Genomic DNA, 15,088 nt, shown 5'->3' with positions numbered 1-15,088 from the left:
GGCGTCATGCCTTGATCAGTCCGGCGGCGCCCAGGGCGTCGGCGGCGGCGGCGACGGTGTCGAACGGCAGCCCGGACCGCTCGGCGACGTCCAGCAGGTCGTGCTCGCCGTCGGAGAGGTTGAGCACCCAGAGCATGGCCATCTGGGCCTGCTTGGTGTCGCTGCGGCCGCCGAGCGCGTCGTACAACCCGCGCCGGCCGAGCTGTGGTTCGCCGTAGGGACTGAGGTTGAGGTAGCGCCGGTTGCGGTCGAGGACGGCGAACGCCTCGCGGCAGACGGCGAGCGTGTCCTCCATCGCCTCCGGGGAGACGAAGTCCGGGTTGTCCGCCGAGGTGTGGTACTCGGGATAGCCGGCGTACGGGGTACGGGTGAGCGAGCCCACGCCGAGGTCGAAGCCGGGCGAGCAGAACTGCCGCTCGTCGTAGCCGTACGGGGTGAACTCCACGATGCCGTGCGGCCGTTCGGAGGCTTCGAGCACGTGCCGCATCACCCGGTCGATCTCCGCGTCGCCGCGCCGGCTCCGCTTGTACGTCAGGCTGCCCCGGTCGCCGGTGCAGGCCAGGACGAGCCCGTGCTGCACCTGGTCGATCCGCTCCTTGTTCCGGGCCAGCCAGGTGATCGCCCCGATGGTGCCGGGCGCGAAGAGGAACCGGTACGTGTAGTACGGCGTCTGCTCCGCGAGCGCCCGGGCGAGGAACGTCGCCACCGCGATGCCGGCCAGGTTGTCGTTGGCCAGCGACGGGTGGCAGACGTGGCAGGAGACGATCACCTCGTCGGTGACCCGGCCGGGGACCACGTGCTCGGCGTAGGTGAGGTGGCCGTCGGCGAGCGTGGAGTCGATCCGCACCTCGTACTCGCCGTCCGGCAGCGCGTCCAGGGTCTCCTGGGCCAGGCAGAAGCCCCACTCCGGCTTGTAGTAACTGGTGCGGTACGGAACCAGCTTCGGCTGCTCCGGCAGGGTGTGCAGGTGCCCGCGCAGCTCGCTCAGCGGCATGGTCGCCGACACCGGCACGCTGTAGCCGAGCACGTGCAGGCTGGACGCGGCGAAGTCGACGACCCGGTTGCCGGCCGGGTCGGCGACGTACGCGTCCCGGATGTTCCACTCCTGCGGCACCGTCCAGTCCAGCACCTGCGTCCCGGTCGGCACCTCGTGCACCTCCAGCGGGAGGTACTCGCCGACGATCTCCAGGGTGGCGCGCACCCCGTCGCCGGTGATGCTCCGGCACAGCGGGTACAACCGCTCCACCAGCGCGTGCATCTCCTCGCCGAAGCCGGATCCGGTCGTCATCGGCGCCACCGCAGGGTGTCGTCGACGGAGCCGGTCTCGGAGGCCGCGCGCAGCACGGCGAGGCGGGTGAAGCGCCGCTCGAAGTCCTCCCGGGTGAGACCGTGCTCCCGGTAGGCGTCGGCGAGCTCCAGCGCGCCCCGCTTCACCGTCCACTCGCAGTCGAAGCCGGGGACCGCGGAGCGGAACCGGGAGAAGTCCACCCGGTACGACCGCGGATCGGCGCCGTTCTCGCCGGTGATCACCACCTTCGAGCCGTCCACCGCCTCGGCGACCTGCGCGGCGATCTCGGCGACCGTGACGTTGTTGACCTCGCTGCCGATGTTGAACGCCCGGTCGTGCACCGCCTCCCGGGGCGCCTCGAGGGCGGCCGTGAAGGCCCGGGCGATGTCGGCGGCGTGCACCAGCGGGCGCCAGGGGGTGCCGTCGGAGAGCACGAGCACCTCGCCGGACAGCAGCGCGTGGCCCACCAGGTTGTTCAGCACGATGTCGGCGCGCAGCCTGGGGGAGTAGCCGAAGGCGGTGGCGTTGCGCATGTACACCGGGGTGAAGTCGTCGTCGGCCAGGGCGTGCAGGTCGTCCTCCACCCGCACCTTGGACTCCGCGTACGGCGTCACCGGCCGCAGCGGGGCGTCCTCGCCCACCAGCTCGTCGCCGCCCGCCGCTCCGTACACCGAGCAGGTCGACGCGTACAGGAAACGCTTCACCCCGGCCTCGCGGGCCAGCCGGGCGAGGCGCACGGACGCGTGGTGGTTGATGTCGTAGGTGAGCTCGGGCGCCAGCGATCCCAGCGGGTCGTTGGACAGCGCGCCCAGGTGGATCACGGCGTCCACCCCGGCCACGTGCTCGGCCGTGACGTCCCGCAGGTCCACCCGGTGTCCCGCCGGGTCCGCCGGCGCCGGGCCGAGCACGCAGTCGGCGAACAGGCCGGAGTCGAGCCCGACGACCTCGTGCCCGGCGGCGGTGAGGACGGGGGCCATGACGGTGCCCAGGTAGCCCTGGTGTCCGGTCAGCAGTACGCGCAAGGTTCAGTCCCCCAGGTCGAGAGTGAGTTTGGTGACGGCGAACGCCTCGGCGTAGCGCGCGTGGCATTCGATGCCGCGGATCCGGGCGAGGCCGAGGAAGGCCTCCCGGTCGTACCAGGGCCGGTGCCGCTGCGAGGGGTAGTGCTCCTGCAGCAGCCGCACCTTCTCCTCGGCGATCTCCGGCGACAGCGGCTGGTACGCCACCGGGCGGCCGAGGTCGGCGTCCCACTTGACGATCTCGTAGCCGAGCACGAGGTGGTCGCGGAACGCGGTGGACATCAGCTTCGCCAGGGTGCGGTGGTCCTGGTGCGCGTCCTCGGTGCGGGGGGCCAGGATCAGGTCCGGCTCGGTCCGCTCGCGCAGCTCCTCGACCGCCGCCTTGGCCTCCTCCCAGTGCGCGGGCAGCCGGCCGTCCGGCAGCTTGAGCACGGTCAGCCGCAGGTCGGCGCCCGGGCAGAAGGCGGCGAGCGCGGCCTGCTCCTCCTGCTCCCGCTCGCCGCCGCCGCCGGTGAGCACCAGCGCGTCGACGCGGATGCCCGGCCGTGCGAGGCACAGCGCGAGGAGCGTGCCGCCGGCGCCGATGGCGATGTCGTCGCAGTGCGCGCCCACCGCGACGATCCGGTCCAGGCGCCCGGCGCCGAGGCGGATCAAGCGGTCACCCCCGCGGCGTCCCGTTCCCACACGGCCCACGGGCGGTCGCCCCGGGCGTAGGCCTCGTCGAGCGCGGCCCGCTCCTTCACGGTGTCGGTCGGCTTCCAGAAGCCGCGGTGCCGGTACGCCACCAGACGGCCTTCCTTGGCCAGGCCGGCGCAGCCGTCGGCGACCAGGTCCCCGCCCTCCGGTATGTGGTCGAAGACCTCCTGGCGGAGCACGAAGTAGCCGCCGTTCTCCCACAGCGGCAGCTCGCTGACCGCCGTGATGCCCCCCACGAGCCCGTCCTCGCCCAGCTCCACGCAGTGGAACGAGGACTGCGGCGGCACCACCGTCATCGACGCGCCGGCGTCGCGCCGGGCGAACCGGTCGATCATCTCCGGCAGCGGCGCGTCGGTGAGCACGTCGGCGTAGTTGGCGAGGAACATCTCGTCGCCGTCCAGGTGGTGCCGCACCCGGCGCAGCCGCTCCCCGATCGGCGACTCGATGCCGGTCTGGGCGAACGTGATCGTCCAGTCGGATATGTCGGTGGACAGCAGCTCGGTCCGGCCGCCGCGCAGCACGAAGTCGTTGGACGTCGTCTCCTCGTAGTTGAGGAAGAAGTCCTTGATGTGGTGCGCGCCGTACCCGAGGCACAGGATGAACTCCGTGTGCCCGTAGTGCGCGTAGTAGCGCATGACGTGCCAGATCAGCGGCCGCGGGCCGACCATCGCCATCGGCTTGGGCACGTCGTCCGCGGTGCCGTTGCGCATCCGCATCCCGTAACCGCCGCAGAACAGGACGACCTTCATGCTGTGACCTCTTTCGCGGGCACCTCGACGATGCTCAGTTCCGGGATGGGGAAGACGAGGCGACCGCCCCAGTCGCCCACGAAGGACAGCTGCTCGACCAGCTCGGCCCGCAGGTTCCACGGGAGGACGAGGACGTAGTCCGGCCGGTCGGCGGCGATCCGCTCGGGCGGCAGGATCGGGATGCGGGTGCCCGGGGTGAACCTGCCGTGCTTGTAGGGGTTGCGGTCGACCGTGTACGCGAGCAGGTCGGGCCGGACGCCGCAGTGGTTGAGCAGCGTGTTGCCCTTGCCCGGGGCGCCGTAGCCGACGACCGTCTCACCGCGCTCGGCCGCCTCGATGAGGAAGCGCAGCAGGTCCCGGCGCACCTTGGCCACCCGGTCGGAGAACTCGGCGTACCCCGACAGGTCCTGGAGCCCGGCGGCCTTCTCCCGGTCGAGGACCTCGGCCACGCGCGCCGTCGGCTCGCCGGCCACCGCGGTGGGGCGGGCCCACAGCCGGACGGAGCCGCCGTGCGTGGGCAGCAGCTCGACGTCCACGAGCGTGAGCCCGCCGCTCGCGAGCGCCCGGGCCGCGGACGCGACCGTGTAGTACTGGAAGTGCTCGTGGTAGATCGTGTCGTACTGGTTCTCCTCGATCAGGGTCAGCAGGTGCTGCACCTCGACGGAGACCCAGCCGTCGTCGGCGACCAGGGCGCGCAGCCCCTGGGTGAAGCCGACGACGTCGGGGATGTGCGCGTACACGTTGTTGGCGACGACCAGGTCAGCCGGGCCGTGCTCGGCGCGGACGGCCGCGCCCGTCTCCGGGCTCAGGAACTCGGTGACCGTGGGCACCCCCGCCTCACGCGCCGCGGCGCCGACGTTCACCGACGGCTCGACGCCGAGGCAGCGGATCCCGCGGTCCACCACGTGCTTCAGCAGGTACCCGTCGTTGCTCGCGACCTCGACCACGAAGGCGTCGCCGCCGAGGGCGAGCCGCTCCACGGCGCCCGCGACGAACGTGCGCGCGTGCTCCACCCAGGAGGTCGAGTACGAGGAGAAGTACGCGTACTCCTCGAAGGTCTCCTCCGGCGTGATCAGCGGAGGGAGCTGCGCGAGCCAGCAGTCGGTGCAGACCCGCAGGTGCAGCGGGTACGCGGGCTCCGGCCGGTCCAGTTCGTCCGCGGCGAGAAAGCTCTCGCACGGCGGCGTCGCCCCCAGATCGACGACGCTCGTGAGCGCCGCCGAGCCGCAGAGTCGGCATCGTGTCATTTACTGCCCCCCCATTGATTCCGCCCGCACCGCGATCGCGGTGCGGTACTCCTCCAGCAGGCGCTCCAGCCCGACGGCCGGGCTGAAGCGCTGCTCGTACCGGCGCCGGGCCGCCAGCCCCATCTCCCGGTTGCGGGCCGGCGCGGCCGTGATCCGGCGCAGGCGGTCCGCGAGCGAGGCGGCCTCGCCCGGCCGGTGCAGCAGCCCGGTCACCCCTTCGTCGACGAGTTCGACGAAGGCGCCGTGCCCGGCGGCGACGGCCGGGACCCCGGCCGCCATCGCCTCGGCCACCACCAGGCCGAAGGTCTCCCTGGCCAGCGAGGGAGCCACCACGGCGACCGACCGGGCGACGGCCTGCCGGCACTCCTCCGGGTCGTACAGGCCGACGTAGCGCACGTCGTCCCGGCCCTCCGCCCAGGCGGCCACCTCACGCTCCAGCGGCCCCGCGCCGGCGAGCACGAGCGGCACGCCCGCCCCGCCGTCCGCCGCGAGCTCGTCCCACGCGGCCATGAGCAGCCGTACGCCCTTGGGCTCCGCGAGCCGGCCGAGGAAGAGCAGGTGCTCGCCGGTGCCCGTCCGGCAGGCGCCCGGGTCGGGCACGAAGTTGTGCTTCACCGCGAGCCGTTCGGCCGGCATGCCGGACCGCACCAGGATGTCGCGCTGCGCCGCGGAGATGCAGAAGAACCGCTCCACGCCGGACCACCACCGCCGCCGGTTGACCGACAGGCTGACCGCGAGCGGAACCGTCGCGAGCCGGGAGTTCCGGTAGCAGCCGTGCCGGACGGCGGGCAGCGACGCCGTCGACCCGACGCACTCGGTGCACGGTCGGCCGTCCCGGTGCAGCGTGCCCGGCGGGCAGACCTGGGTGTAGTTGTGCAGCGTGGCGACGACGGGCACGCCGGCGTCGGCGCAGGCGGCGATCACCGCCGGCGACAGGAGCGGGAAGACGTTGTGGACGTGCACCACGTCCGGCCGCTCGCTGCGGAGCCGGGCGGCGAGCTCCGTGCGGACCGCCGGGTTCCACGGCACGAGGAGCGGCACCGCGGCCTTGCCGAGGAGGGACCGGCCGGCGATGTCGTCGCTGCGCCGCTCGAACAGGTCGACCCGGTGGCCGGCCGCGCGCAGCAGCGCCACCTCCTCGTCGACCACCCTGTTCTCCCCGCTCGGCTGCGCCGAGGAGTAGCGGTTGTGCACCACCAGGACATGCATGCTCAGGTCACCCTCCGGGCCCATAGCGGGATACGTCGTCGAGAAGCCGCCGCCGTCGGGAGCGGAGCGGCCGCGGTGGGGGAAGGTGCCGCGAGCAGGGAGGCGGCCAGGGCCAGATGCAGCAGGTACGCCGAGGCGTCGCCGAGCCCGACCTCGGTGTACGACGAGATCCCGCAGTAGCTGATCAGGAAGATCGCGCAGGCCCGCGACAGCGACGGCGGCCGCAGCAGCGCGACGCCGCCGAGCACGATGACGAACGCCGCCACGATGCCGACGCCGAGCAGGCCCTGCTCGTTGTAGACGGCCAGCCAGCTGTTGTCGATCGGCAGCCCGCCGAACGACTTGTCGCCCAGGCCCGTGCCGAACACCTTCTCCCCGGTCGTCCGGGGCGCGGCGAGGAGGGCGTCCCAGACCTTGGCCCGGCCGGTGAGGTTGGAGAAGTTCTCCTGGCTCTGGCCGCGCAGGAACCAGGCCCGCAGCGCGGAGCCGAACACCACCGCGGCCACCGAGGCGCACAGCACCGCCCAGGCGAAGACCCGGCGGGCGGCGGCGCTGGTCAGGAAGAGCGAGCCGATCGCCAGGACCAGTCCGATGATCAGGCCGAGGGTGGCCGTCCGGGTGTGGGTCATCGCGAGCAGGACGAGGCTCGGGACGACGACCACCGCCGTACTGGCGCCGGTGGTCCGGCGGCCGAGCAGGAGCAGCACGCCGAGCCCGATGATCACCGCCGAGTACTGGCCGATCTGCGGCGGGGTGAGCGGCCACAACGCGCCCACGAGCCGCCCGCCGTAGTACTCGGGCATGGCCGTGCCCGGTGAGATCACCAGGCCTGCGGCCACCAGCACGAGCACCGCGAAGTACCACCGGATGTGGTACCGGACGAACCGCAGGCTGCCGTCCCACCAGCGGCTGAGCAGCCACAGCGTGGCGACGAAGAGGCTCAGCCGGGCGCAGCGGAACAGCGCGCCGGCCCCGACGTCCACGCTGGAGACCAGACTCGGCACGAGGAGCAGGGTCAGCAGGAACACGAAGGCGCTGGGCCGGATCCGCAGCCGGAGGTTGGCGGTGAGCGCCAGCGCGAACGCGCCGACCAGCGCGCCCATGGTGACCATCTGGATGAGGGAACGGGGGATCGTGACGACGGTCTTGGCCCCGGCGGAGCCGAGCACGTTGAGGGCGAGGAGCGCCCAGGCCGTCCCGACCGTCCTCGGCGCCTCGTCCGCGTGCCCCTCGGCGGTACGCATCTCGGTGGCGTGCACCTCAACCACCGTCCCGCGTGCGGAAGGTGCTGCCCGCGTCCTGCCCGTACGGCGCGCCCTGCCACTGCCCGGAGCGGAGCGTCCGGCCCGCGTCGTGGGCGACGAACGTCCACGGCCCGACGTACGCGTTGTCGTGCCAGCGGTTGTCCTGCCGGAGGGTGATCGCCCGCGCCACCCGGTCACCCTTGTACGGCGACCAGTCCGGAGAGGTGCCCTCGTTGGAGAGCACCGCCATGCGGTCGCACAGGACCGCGCAGTCGAGCACGGACTTGTCGAGGACGAAACGGTTGTGGTGGATGTCCACCCGCTGGGTCTTCCACCGGCAGTCCGCGTAGAGCGGCGCGGTCGTGATCCCGGGCCGCGCGCAGCGCCCGGTCTCCTTCACGAGCAGGGTGCAGTAGCCGGTCGAGGTGTTGGCCGGGCTGTTGCAGAACCGGTCGGCGTTCTCCCACAGGGTGATCCCCGACCAGTTGTCCTCCAGGACGTTCCCGTAGATCTCGATCCTGTCGGTGCGGGCGCGGATCCGCGGCTCGCCGCCCGCCTCGGAGACGTAGACGGTCGCGTACGGGAAGTCGTCGCCGTTCTCGGCGGCCGCGCGGCCCTCGACCCAGTTGTTCCGCCGGATCGTGTTGTTCCGGACGACCGCGTTGTAGCTGGTCTCGTACATCAGCGCGGCACCGTCGTTGGCTTCGAGGACGTTGCCCTCGAAGAGGAAGTCGTTGTTGTTGTTGTCCGCCCACAACCCGGCACCGCGGTTGTCGTGCACCCAGTTGCCGCGGATGTCGGCGCCGTTCACGGCCCAGAACTTGACGCCTCCGGTGCAGCCGCAGCCCGGCTGCCGCCGCTCCCAGTCGTCGGTGTTGTTGCCCGTGATCTCGTTCCCCTCGACCACCAGGCCCTTGATGGTGTCACCGGTCTTGTAGGCGTTCATGCCGTACTGGCCGTTGCCGCGCAGACAGCTGGCGCGGAGCTGCTGGCGGGCACCGGCCATCAGTCCGGCACCCGAGTTGTGCTGGATCGTCGCGTGCTCGATCACCCAGCCGTCGGCCATGTCGTGGTTGACCACGCCCTCGTCCTGCGGCGCGGTGAAACCCTGCACGGTCAGGTACCGGATCGTGACGTCGCGGGCGGTGCCGCCGAACGCGTAGTGATTGGTCCTCGCGCCGTCGAGCACCGCGCCAGGCGCCCCCAGGTACGTGTTCCCCTCCTTGGGGAGGACCTGGTCGTACTCGCCCGGCTCCAGCCGGTGCCGGCCCGGCCGCAGCCAGAACGTGGTGTTCGGCGGGTTGTTCTCGGTCTTCGCGGCCAGGTCGCCGACCACCCCGGGGTCGACCGTCACCGCGCCCGCCGGAGCCTTCGCCGGCCCGGCCGGAGGCTCCGCGCACACCCGGGCCACGGCCGCGGGTGCGGGCGCGGGCGGCGCGGCGGCAGGCTTCGGCCGCGCGACCGGCGTGCTGTCGCAGCCGGTCGCCACGAGCAGCGCCAGCGCGAGCGGTGCCGCCGGCACCACCCGGTGCCGCCACGTGATCCCCAAGGTCTTCCTTCCTAGCCGTGGAACCCGAGCACGGTGGTGAACCCCGTGCCGTCGGTGAAGCCGGTGCCGATCAGCGTCGTGGCGGGCTCCTTGCGTCCGAAGCCTGCGGAGTACCAGCCGAGCGGAGGTTCGCTCTCGCCGCGGTGCGCCCGCCAGGACAGCTGCCCGGGCAGGTCGAGCGTCGCCGAACGGTCCTCGCCGTCCCGCGTCCAGCTGAGCTCCGCCCGGTTCCCCACCAGGTCCGCGGTGATCGCCGGGCCCAGGTGGAACGCCAGCCGCACGGCCCGGCGCGGCCCGCCGCGCACCTCGTCGACGATCCTCAGCTCCCGGCTCCCGGCCGTCAGCTCCACCCGGCGGCGGTGCACGGAGGGCAGGTAGCCGTCGTGCTCGGCGCACCAGCGGGCCACCCCCTCGCCGGACGCGTCCGCGACCAGGACGCGGCTCTCGGCGTGCCGGGTCCACAGGAACGGGCCGCCGGAGACGGACTGGTCCTCGCCGTCCAGCCGCAGGGTGTTGTGGCCGAGGGTCGACCGGAAGTACTGCCGCCACTCGGGCTGCCCGTGGTAGCAGAACGTCCCGGGGTCGGCGAGCACGTCGACCCCGTCGTGCCGGACCTCCACGGACAGCGCGTCCGCGTGGGCGTGCGCGGCGATGGACAGGAAGCCGTGCGGACCGCCGTCGCAGCGGCACCAGATCCCCCCGGGACCGCGCAGGACGGTCATGCCGGCGTCGGCGAAATGAGCCGGCCGGCTCGCCGGGCGGGACACGGCGGGGCGGCGGGGCCGGACGAGCGCGGTGAGCAGCGGGGTGCGCACGTCGGTGCCGGTCACCTCGGGCCACCAGGGGAGCCGGCCGAACACGGCGTCCCCGGTGGCGAGCAGCGAGCCCCAGCGGTCGGTGCCCTCGCCGTCCACGACCAGGCCGTGCCCGTCGTCCGAGTCCCCCTGGCGCGGCGGCCGCAGCCGGTCGTCCACGACGGCGGCGAGCGCGTCGGTCATCCGCAGCAGCACGAGCCGGACCGTCGAGGGGACCGGCACGCCGGCGGCATCCGCCTCGGCCACCGCGGCCAGACCGAGTTCGAGGACCAGGCCGTGGTACTCGCTCGCCAGCTCGCGGTTGAGGCCGGACAGGAAGGTGTTGCTCCGCAGATGCCGGTCGAGCGACCGCAGCGCGTCGGCCCGCCAGCGCGCCGAGGAGGGGAACCACCCGAACGCGCAGGCCGCGGCGAACTGCCCGGCGGCCTCGGCGATGACGTGGTTGTTCGCCGAGGACCCCCGGCTCGGGAAGGCGGCCAGCCAGCGCTGGTGGTGCCAGATCTGCCGGAGCGCCACCGGGTTCTCCTCGAAGAGACCGGCCGCGCCCGGCCAGCCGTCGAGCAGCCGGCGGATCCACACCCAGGAGAGCAGCCGGATCCCCAGCTCGATGCCGCTGGTCCAGTGCACCCCGCGCAGCGGCGCGTTCGCCGCCCACCACGACCGCAGGTGCCCGTCCACCCGCTCGGCGTACCGCTCGTCCCCGGTGAGCGCGTAGGCGGCGGCGAGCACGGTGAGGTACTGGTGCCGGGACAGCTCCCAGATCTGCTTGACGTCCCCGACCGCGTCCTCGTCCCGGTACGGCACGTCGAAGGCGTAGCCCCACGGGGCCCGGCGCCCGGTCTTCGGGTCGTACCCCCAGTCCGGGTCGACCAGGTCGTCGCGGACCACCCCGAAGTACTCGGCGTGCCCGGCCATCAGCCGGTCCGCCTCGGCGACGAGACGCTTCGCGGCGTCCGGCGCCACCGAGGCGATCGTCCCCGGCGGCAGTACGGCGGTGAAGCGGGCGCCGGTCACGCTCGGGCAGACCGGCCGCGCCGACCGCCACCGCCGCCTGCGCACCGCGTCGACCGCCCGCCCGCCGACCTCCCGCGGCCCCATCGCGGACAGCCGCCGCAGGTACCAGCCCGCGCTCATCGTCATCGCTCGCCCGCCAACGTCACCGGCACGCCGGCCGCCAGACCGGCCTGCACGGCGAGGGTGGCCGCCGTGGTGGCGACGAGCGACTCCACCGGCACCGGCATCGGCCCGCCGGTCCGCACGGCCCTGACGAACGCGGCCAGCTGGGCGTTCTGACCCTTGTCCCGGGCCTTCGGCAGCCGCGAACTGACCCACCGCTTCTGCCCGTAGACCGACGCGCGGACGAAGTCGTCGAGCCGCAGCACCTTGCCGTCCGCGAGCAGGTCGAGGGTCTCCTTGGGGAAGCCGGGCGCGCCGGTGGTGACGTAGCTGATGGTCGCGGTGGACCCGTCCGGGTAGCGCAGGACGACCTGCAGGTCCTCGTTGCCGGACGGGGCGACCGCGTACACCGAGACCGGGTCGGCGCCGAGCAGCCAGCTCGCCGTGTCGATGAAGTGCCCGCCCTCGCCGGCGAACCGCGAGCCCTCGGTGCCCTGCTTGAGGTACCAGCTGCCGTGCTGGAGCTTGCCCGCGTTGACCAGGTAGCGGAGGTTCGCCGGGCCGGTCCGGGCGCCGAACCGCTCCTTGGCCTCCTGCAGCAGCGGCGCGAACCGGCGGTTGAAGCCCACCTGCAGCCGGTCGTTGCCGGACTCCTCGACCGCCGCGAGCACACCGGCCAGTTCGTCCTCGCTCAGCGCCAGGGGCTTCTCCACGAACACCGCCTTGCCGGCGAGCAGCGCCTTCCGGGTCAGCTCGGCGTGCGAGCTGTGCCGGGTGACCACGAACACCGCGTCGACGGACTCGTCGCCGAGCACCGCGTCGAGATCGGTGGTCGCCCGGGCGAAGCCGAACTTCCGCTCCGCGTTGGCCGCGGACAGCGCCGTCGTGGTGACGACCGTGGACAGCTCGACGCCCTCGCGCCCCGTCAGGTGCGGCAGCAGCATCGACGTGGCGTAGTTGCCCGCGCCGACGAACGCGAGCCGCACCGGCGACCCGGCGGGCCGGACCGGACCCCGCTTCGCCTTCACCGCGGGCACGGCCACCGCCGGGGCCTCCGCCACGCCCGCCTCCGTCGCCTGTCCGGGGTACCGGAACAGCACGGCCACGGCCTTCAGATCGCCGTCCTTCAGCGACCGGTACGTCTCGACGGCGTCGTCGAAGCCGGCGACGTGGGAGATCAGCGGCTCCACGTCGACGCCGCCGCGCGCGAGGAGATCGAGGAAGCACGCCAGGTTGCGGCGCTCGGTCCAGCGCACGTAGCCGATCGGGTAGTCCCGCCCCTCCAGTTCGTACTCCGGGTCGTAGCGCCCGGGGCCGTAACTGCGGGAGAACCGGACGTCGAGCTCCTTCTCGTAGTACGCGTTCCACGGCAGGTCCAGACGGCACTTGCCGATGTCGACGACCCGGCCCCGGTCCCGGCACAGCCGGGCGGCCAGCTCGACGGGCTCGTTGCTGCCGCCGCCGGCGGCCAGATACACCTGGTCCACGCCGTGGCCGTCGGTCAGTTCGGCGACGGCGGCCTCCACGGCCGCGGACGCCGGATCGCCACAGGCCGCGGCGCCCAGCCGCTCGGCGAGCTCGCAGCGCGCCGGATCGGGGTCGACGCCGACGACCCGGACCCCCGCGGCGGTGAGCAGCTGCGCCACCAGCTGCCCGATCAGCCCGAGGCCGATGACCAGCGCCACCTCCCCGAGCTGCGGCTCGCCCTGGCGTATGCCCTGCAGCGCGATCGACCCGACGGTGCCGAAGGCCGCGTGCCGCGGCGCGAGGCCGTCCGGCACCGGCGTGTAGAGGTTCTTCGGCACCCAGTTCAGCTCGGCGTGCAAGGCGTGCTCGTTGCCGGCACAGGCCACGAGGTCGCCGACCTTCACGTCGTCGATCCCGGCGCCGACCTGCTCGACCACCCCGCACAGCGAGTAGCCCAGCGGCGTGTACGAGTCCAGCTTGCCCATCACCTTGCGGTAGGTGGCGGGCACCCCGTTGACGGCCACGCTCTGCATGACCTTCGCCACCTGGTCCGGGCGGGAGCGGGCCTTGCCCACCATCGACATGCCGGCCTCGGAGACCTTCATGAGCTCGGTCCCGGTGGATATCAGCGAGTAGGCGGTCCGGACCAGCACACCGCCCGGCTTGCACCCGGGCACCGGCACGTCGAGCAGCGCCAGCTCGCCGCTCTTGTAGTTCTGCACAACCTGTTTCACCGAAGTCCTCTTGTTCTCTACGCCGTGAAGGAGGGGGTCTGGTCGGCCTTGGCGGTCGCGCCGCGGTACCAGTACTCGAGGGTCAGCACGTGCCACAGGTGCTTGGAGTGGTCCCGGTGCCCGGCGGCGTCCTCGGCGGCGAGCCGCGCCAGGGCGTCACGGCGCAGGAAGCCGGAACGGACGAGCTCGCCGTCGTGGATCACCTCGCGCACCAGCGGCGCCAGATCCCGGCTCATCCAGGCCCGCAGCGGGGCGCTGAACAGGCCCTTGGGCCGGTACACGATCTCCCGGGGCAGGACCGAGAGGGCCGCCTCCTTGAGGACCGCCTTGCCCTGCCGTCCGACGATCTTGCGGTCGCCGGGCACGGTGAACGCCGCCTTGACCACCTCGACGTCCACGTACGGCACCCGCACCTCGGTCGACGCGGCCATGCTCGACCGGTCCGTGTACGCGAGGTTCAGACCCGGCAGGAACATCCGGGCGTCGCCCAGGCACATGCGGTTGACGAAGTCGTCGAGCTCGTTGTCCGCGTAGACGTCCGCGTGCTCGGTCAGCACGTCGTCGACCGTCCCGGCCAGATCCGGATCGACCAGGGCGAGCAGCTCCTCCCGGTCGTACATGGTGTAGCTCCGCCGGAACGCGGTCTCCTCCGGCAGGTCGGCGAAGGAGAGGAACCGCTTCGCGAAGCGCACCGACCGGTACCCCCGGCGGGCCGTGGCGACCGGCAGCCGGTCCACGACCGCGGACAGGCCCCGCCGCACGGGCCGCGGGACGCGCTGGTAGCGCAGCGCCATCACATTGGCCAGGTGCTTGCGGTAACCGGCGAACAGCTCGTCCGCCCCCATCCCCGAGAGCAGCACCTTGACCCCGGCCTCCCGGGCGGCCGAGCAGATCAGGAAGGTGTTGATCGCGGCGGGGTCGCCGATCGGCTCGTCCAGGTGGTACGTCATCCGCGGCAGCAGGTCGAGCACGTCCGGAGCGATCTCGATCTCGTGCAGGTCGACGCCGAACCGCCGGGCCACCTGCCGGGCGTAGCGCAGGTCGTCCGGCATCGCCTCGAACCGGGCGTCCTCGGCGCGGAACCCGATCGTGTAGGCGGAGATCCCGGGCCGCTCACGGGCCGCGAGCGCCGTCAGATAGCTGGAGTCGAGCCCGCCGGAGAGGAAGGTCGCCACGGGCACGTCGGCGAGCAGATGGCGCCGGGTCGACTCCTCCACGATGGCGGCGAGGTCCGGCCGCTCGCCCGCCAGGGCCCGCTCCCGGCCCTCGGCGGCGACGTCCTTCAGGTGCCAGAACCGGCCGCGGTCCACCCGTCCGTCGGGCCGGCACCGCAGCCAGCTGCCCGGCGGCAGCTTCTCCGCCTCGCGGAACGCGCACCGGGAGTCCGGCACCCAGTAGTACAGCAGCGAGGCCACGAGCGCCCCGTGGTCCACCTCGAGCGAACCGCCGGTCACGGACGCCAGCGCCTTGAGCTCGGAGGCGAACACCAGGCCCTCGCCGCGCCGGAGCAGGAACAGCGGCTTGATGCCGAGCTGGTCTCGGGCGAGCACCAGCTCACCGGTGCGCTCGTCGAAGATCCCGAACGCGAACATGCCGCGCAGCCGCGGCAGACAGTCCGTGCCCCAGCGCCGCCAGGCCTCCAGGAGCACCTCCGTGTCGGAGGTGCCGCGGAAGCGCACGCCGGCCGCCGCCAGCTCGGCCCGCAGCTCGGGCGCGTTGTACAGCTCGCCGTTGTACGTCAGGACGAGGCCGCCCGAGGCCATCGGCTGGGCGCCGGTCTCGGACAGGTCGACGATGGAGAGCCGGCGGTGCCCGAGGTGCACCTCGCCGTCACCGACGGCGTGGCCGTACCGGCCCGCCCCGTCCGGACCGCGATGGGCGAGGGTGTCGGTGAGCCGGTCGGTCACGACCTTCCCGTCCGGCCACCGGTAAGTACCCGCGATGCCACACATGTC

11 protein-coding genes are annotated in these 15,088 nt (G+C 72.9%); all 11 read right to left on the bottom strand.

The window, feature by feature from the left end; translation table 11 throughout:
- Positions 1-4 precede the first annotated feature (4 nt).
- The 11 genes from ABZ318_RS00210 to asnB are packed head-to-tail and all read right to left on the bottom strand — an operon-like array spanning position 5 to position 15,085.
- On the bottom strand, positions 5-1,297 hold the full coding sequence (locus ABZ318_RS00210) for a DUF4910 domain-containing protein (protein ID WP_356900217.1): 1,293 nt from the start codon (positions 1,295-1,297) through the stop codon (positions 5-7).
- A complete protein-coding gene (locus ABZ318_RS00205; RefSeq protein ID WP_356900216.1) occupies positions 1,285-2,310 on the bottom strand; it encodes an SDR family oxidoreductase in 1,026 nt (341 codons plus the stop codon). The genes ABZ318_RS00210 and ABZ318_RS00205 overlap by 13 nt, the downstream gene beginning before the upstream one ends.
- Positions 2,311-2,313: 3 nt before the next feature.
- Positions 2,314-2,961: a PIG-L family deacetylase gene (locus ABZ318_RS00200; RefSeq protein WP_356900215.1), complete on the bottom strand. Its 648-nt coding sequence runs from the start codon at positions 2,959-2,961 to the stop codon at positions 2,314-2,316.
- Positions 2,958-3,752 carry a glucose-1-phosphate cytidylyltransferase gene (locus ABZ318_RS00195; protein WP_356900214.1) on the bottom strand — a complete coding sequence of 265 codons (795 nt, stop codon included), beginning with the start codon at positions 3,750-3,752 and terminating at the stop codon, positions 2,958-2,960. Before ABZ318_RS00195 ends, ABZ318_RS00200 begins: the two co-directional genes overlap by 4 nt.
- Entirely contained in the window at positions 3,749-4,999 is a 1,251-nt protein-coding gene (locus ABZ318_RS00190; protein ID WP_356900213.1) for a class I SAM-dependent methyltransferase, read from the bottom strand. Before ABZ318_RS00190 ends, ABZ318_RS00195 begins: the two co-directional genes overlap by 4 nt.
- Positions 5,000-6,208, bottom strand: a complete 1,209-nt coding sequence (locus tag ABZ318_RS00185; RefSeq protein WP_356900212.1) for a glycosyltransferase — start codon at positions 6,206-6,208, stop codon at positions 5,000-5,002.
- Between the two features lie 2 nt (positions 6,209-6,210).
- The gene (locus ABZ318_RS00180; protein ID WP_356900279.1) at positions 6,211-7,452 is read right to left on the bottom strand and encodes an O-antigen ligase domain-containing protein; all 1,242 of its coding nucleotides are present in this window, start codon (positions 7,450-7,452) and stop codon (positions 6,211-6,213) included.
- Positions 7,453-7,468: 16 nt separating this feature from the next.
- Positions 7,469-9,001 (bottom strand): right-handed parallel beta-helix repeat-containing protein, encoded by a 1,533-nt coding sequence (locus tag ABZ318_RS00175; RefSeq protein WP_356900211.1) that lies wholly within the window; start codon positions 8,999-9,001, stop codon positions 7,469-7,471.
- Positions 9,002-9,012: 11 nt separating this feature from the next.
- On the bottom strand, positions 9,013-10,956 hold the full coding sequence (locus tag ABZ318_RS00170) for an alginate lyase family protein (RefSeq protein WP_356900210.1): 1,944 nt from the start codon (positions 10,954-10,956) through the stop codon (positions 9,013-9,015).
- Positions 10,953-13,133 carry a bi-domain-containing oxidoreductase gene (locus ABZ318_RS00165; RefSeq protein WP_356900209.1) on the bottom strand — a complete coding sequence of 727 codons (2,181 nt, stop codon included), beginning with the start codon at positions 13,131-13,133 and terminating at the stop codon, positions 10,953-10,955. Before ABZ318_RS00165 ends, ABZ318_RS00170 begins: the two co-directional genes overlap by 4 nt.
- A gap of 17 nt (positions 13,134-13,150) precedes the next feature.
- Positions 13,151-15,085, bottom strand: a complete 1,935-nt coding sequence (gene asnB, locus ABZ318_RS00160) for an asparagine synthase (glutamine-hydrolyzing) (RefSeq protein ID WP_356900208.1) — start codon at positions 15,083-15,085, stop codon at positions 13,151-13,153.
- Positions 15,086-15,088 lie beyond the last annotated feature (3 nt).

This window comes from Streptomyces sp. NPDC006197, assembly GCF_040613865.1.
Classification (GTDB): Bacteria; Actinomycetota; Actinomycetes; order Streptomycetales; family Streptomycetaceae; genus Streptomyces.
The sequence above is the reverse complement of the archived record's forward strand: the minus strand, read 5'-3'. Positions and strand labels throughout refer to the sequence as shown.

Excerpts from the sequence above, each read along its gene's own strand:
- ABZ318_RS00170 (WP_356900210.1), bottom strand. The coding sequence starts at position 10,956 with ATGACGATGAGCGCGGGCTGGTACCTGCGGCGGCTGTCCGCGATGGGG.
- asnB (WP_356900208.1), bottom strand. The coding sequence starts at position 15,085 with ATGTGTGGCATCGCGGGTACTTACCGGTGGCCGGACGGGAAGGTCGTG.
- ABZ318_RS00185 (WP_356900212.1), bottom strand. The coding sequence starts at position 6,208 with ATGCATGTCCTGGTGGTGCACAACCGCTACTCCTCGGCGCAGCCGAGC.
- ABZ318_RS00190 (WP_356900213.1), bottom strand. The coding sequence starts at position 4,999 with ATGACACGATGCCGACTCTGCGGCTCGGCGGCGCTCACGAGCGTCGTC.
- ABZ318_RS00180 (WP_356900279.1), bottom strand. The coding sequence starts at position 7,452 with ATGCGTACCGCCGAGGGGCACGCGGACGAGGCGCCGAGGACGGTCGGG.
- ABZ318_RS00195 (WP_356900214.1), bottom strand. The coding sequence starts at position 3,752 with ATGAAGGTCGTCCTGTTCTGCGGCGGTTACGGGATGCGGATGCGCAAC.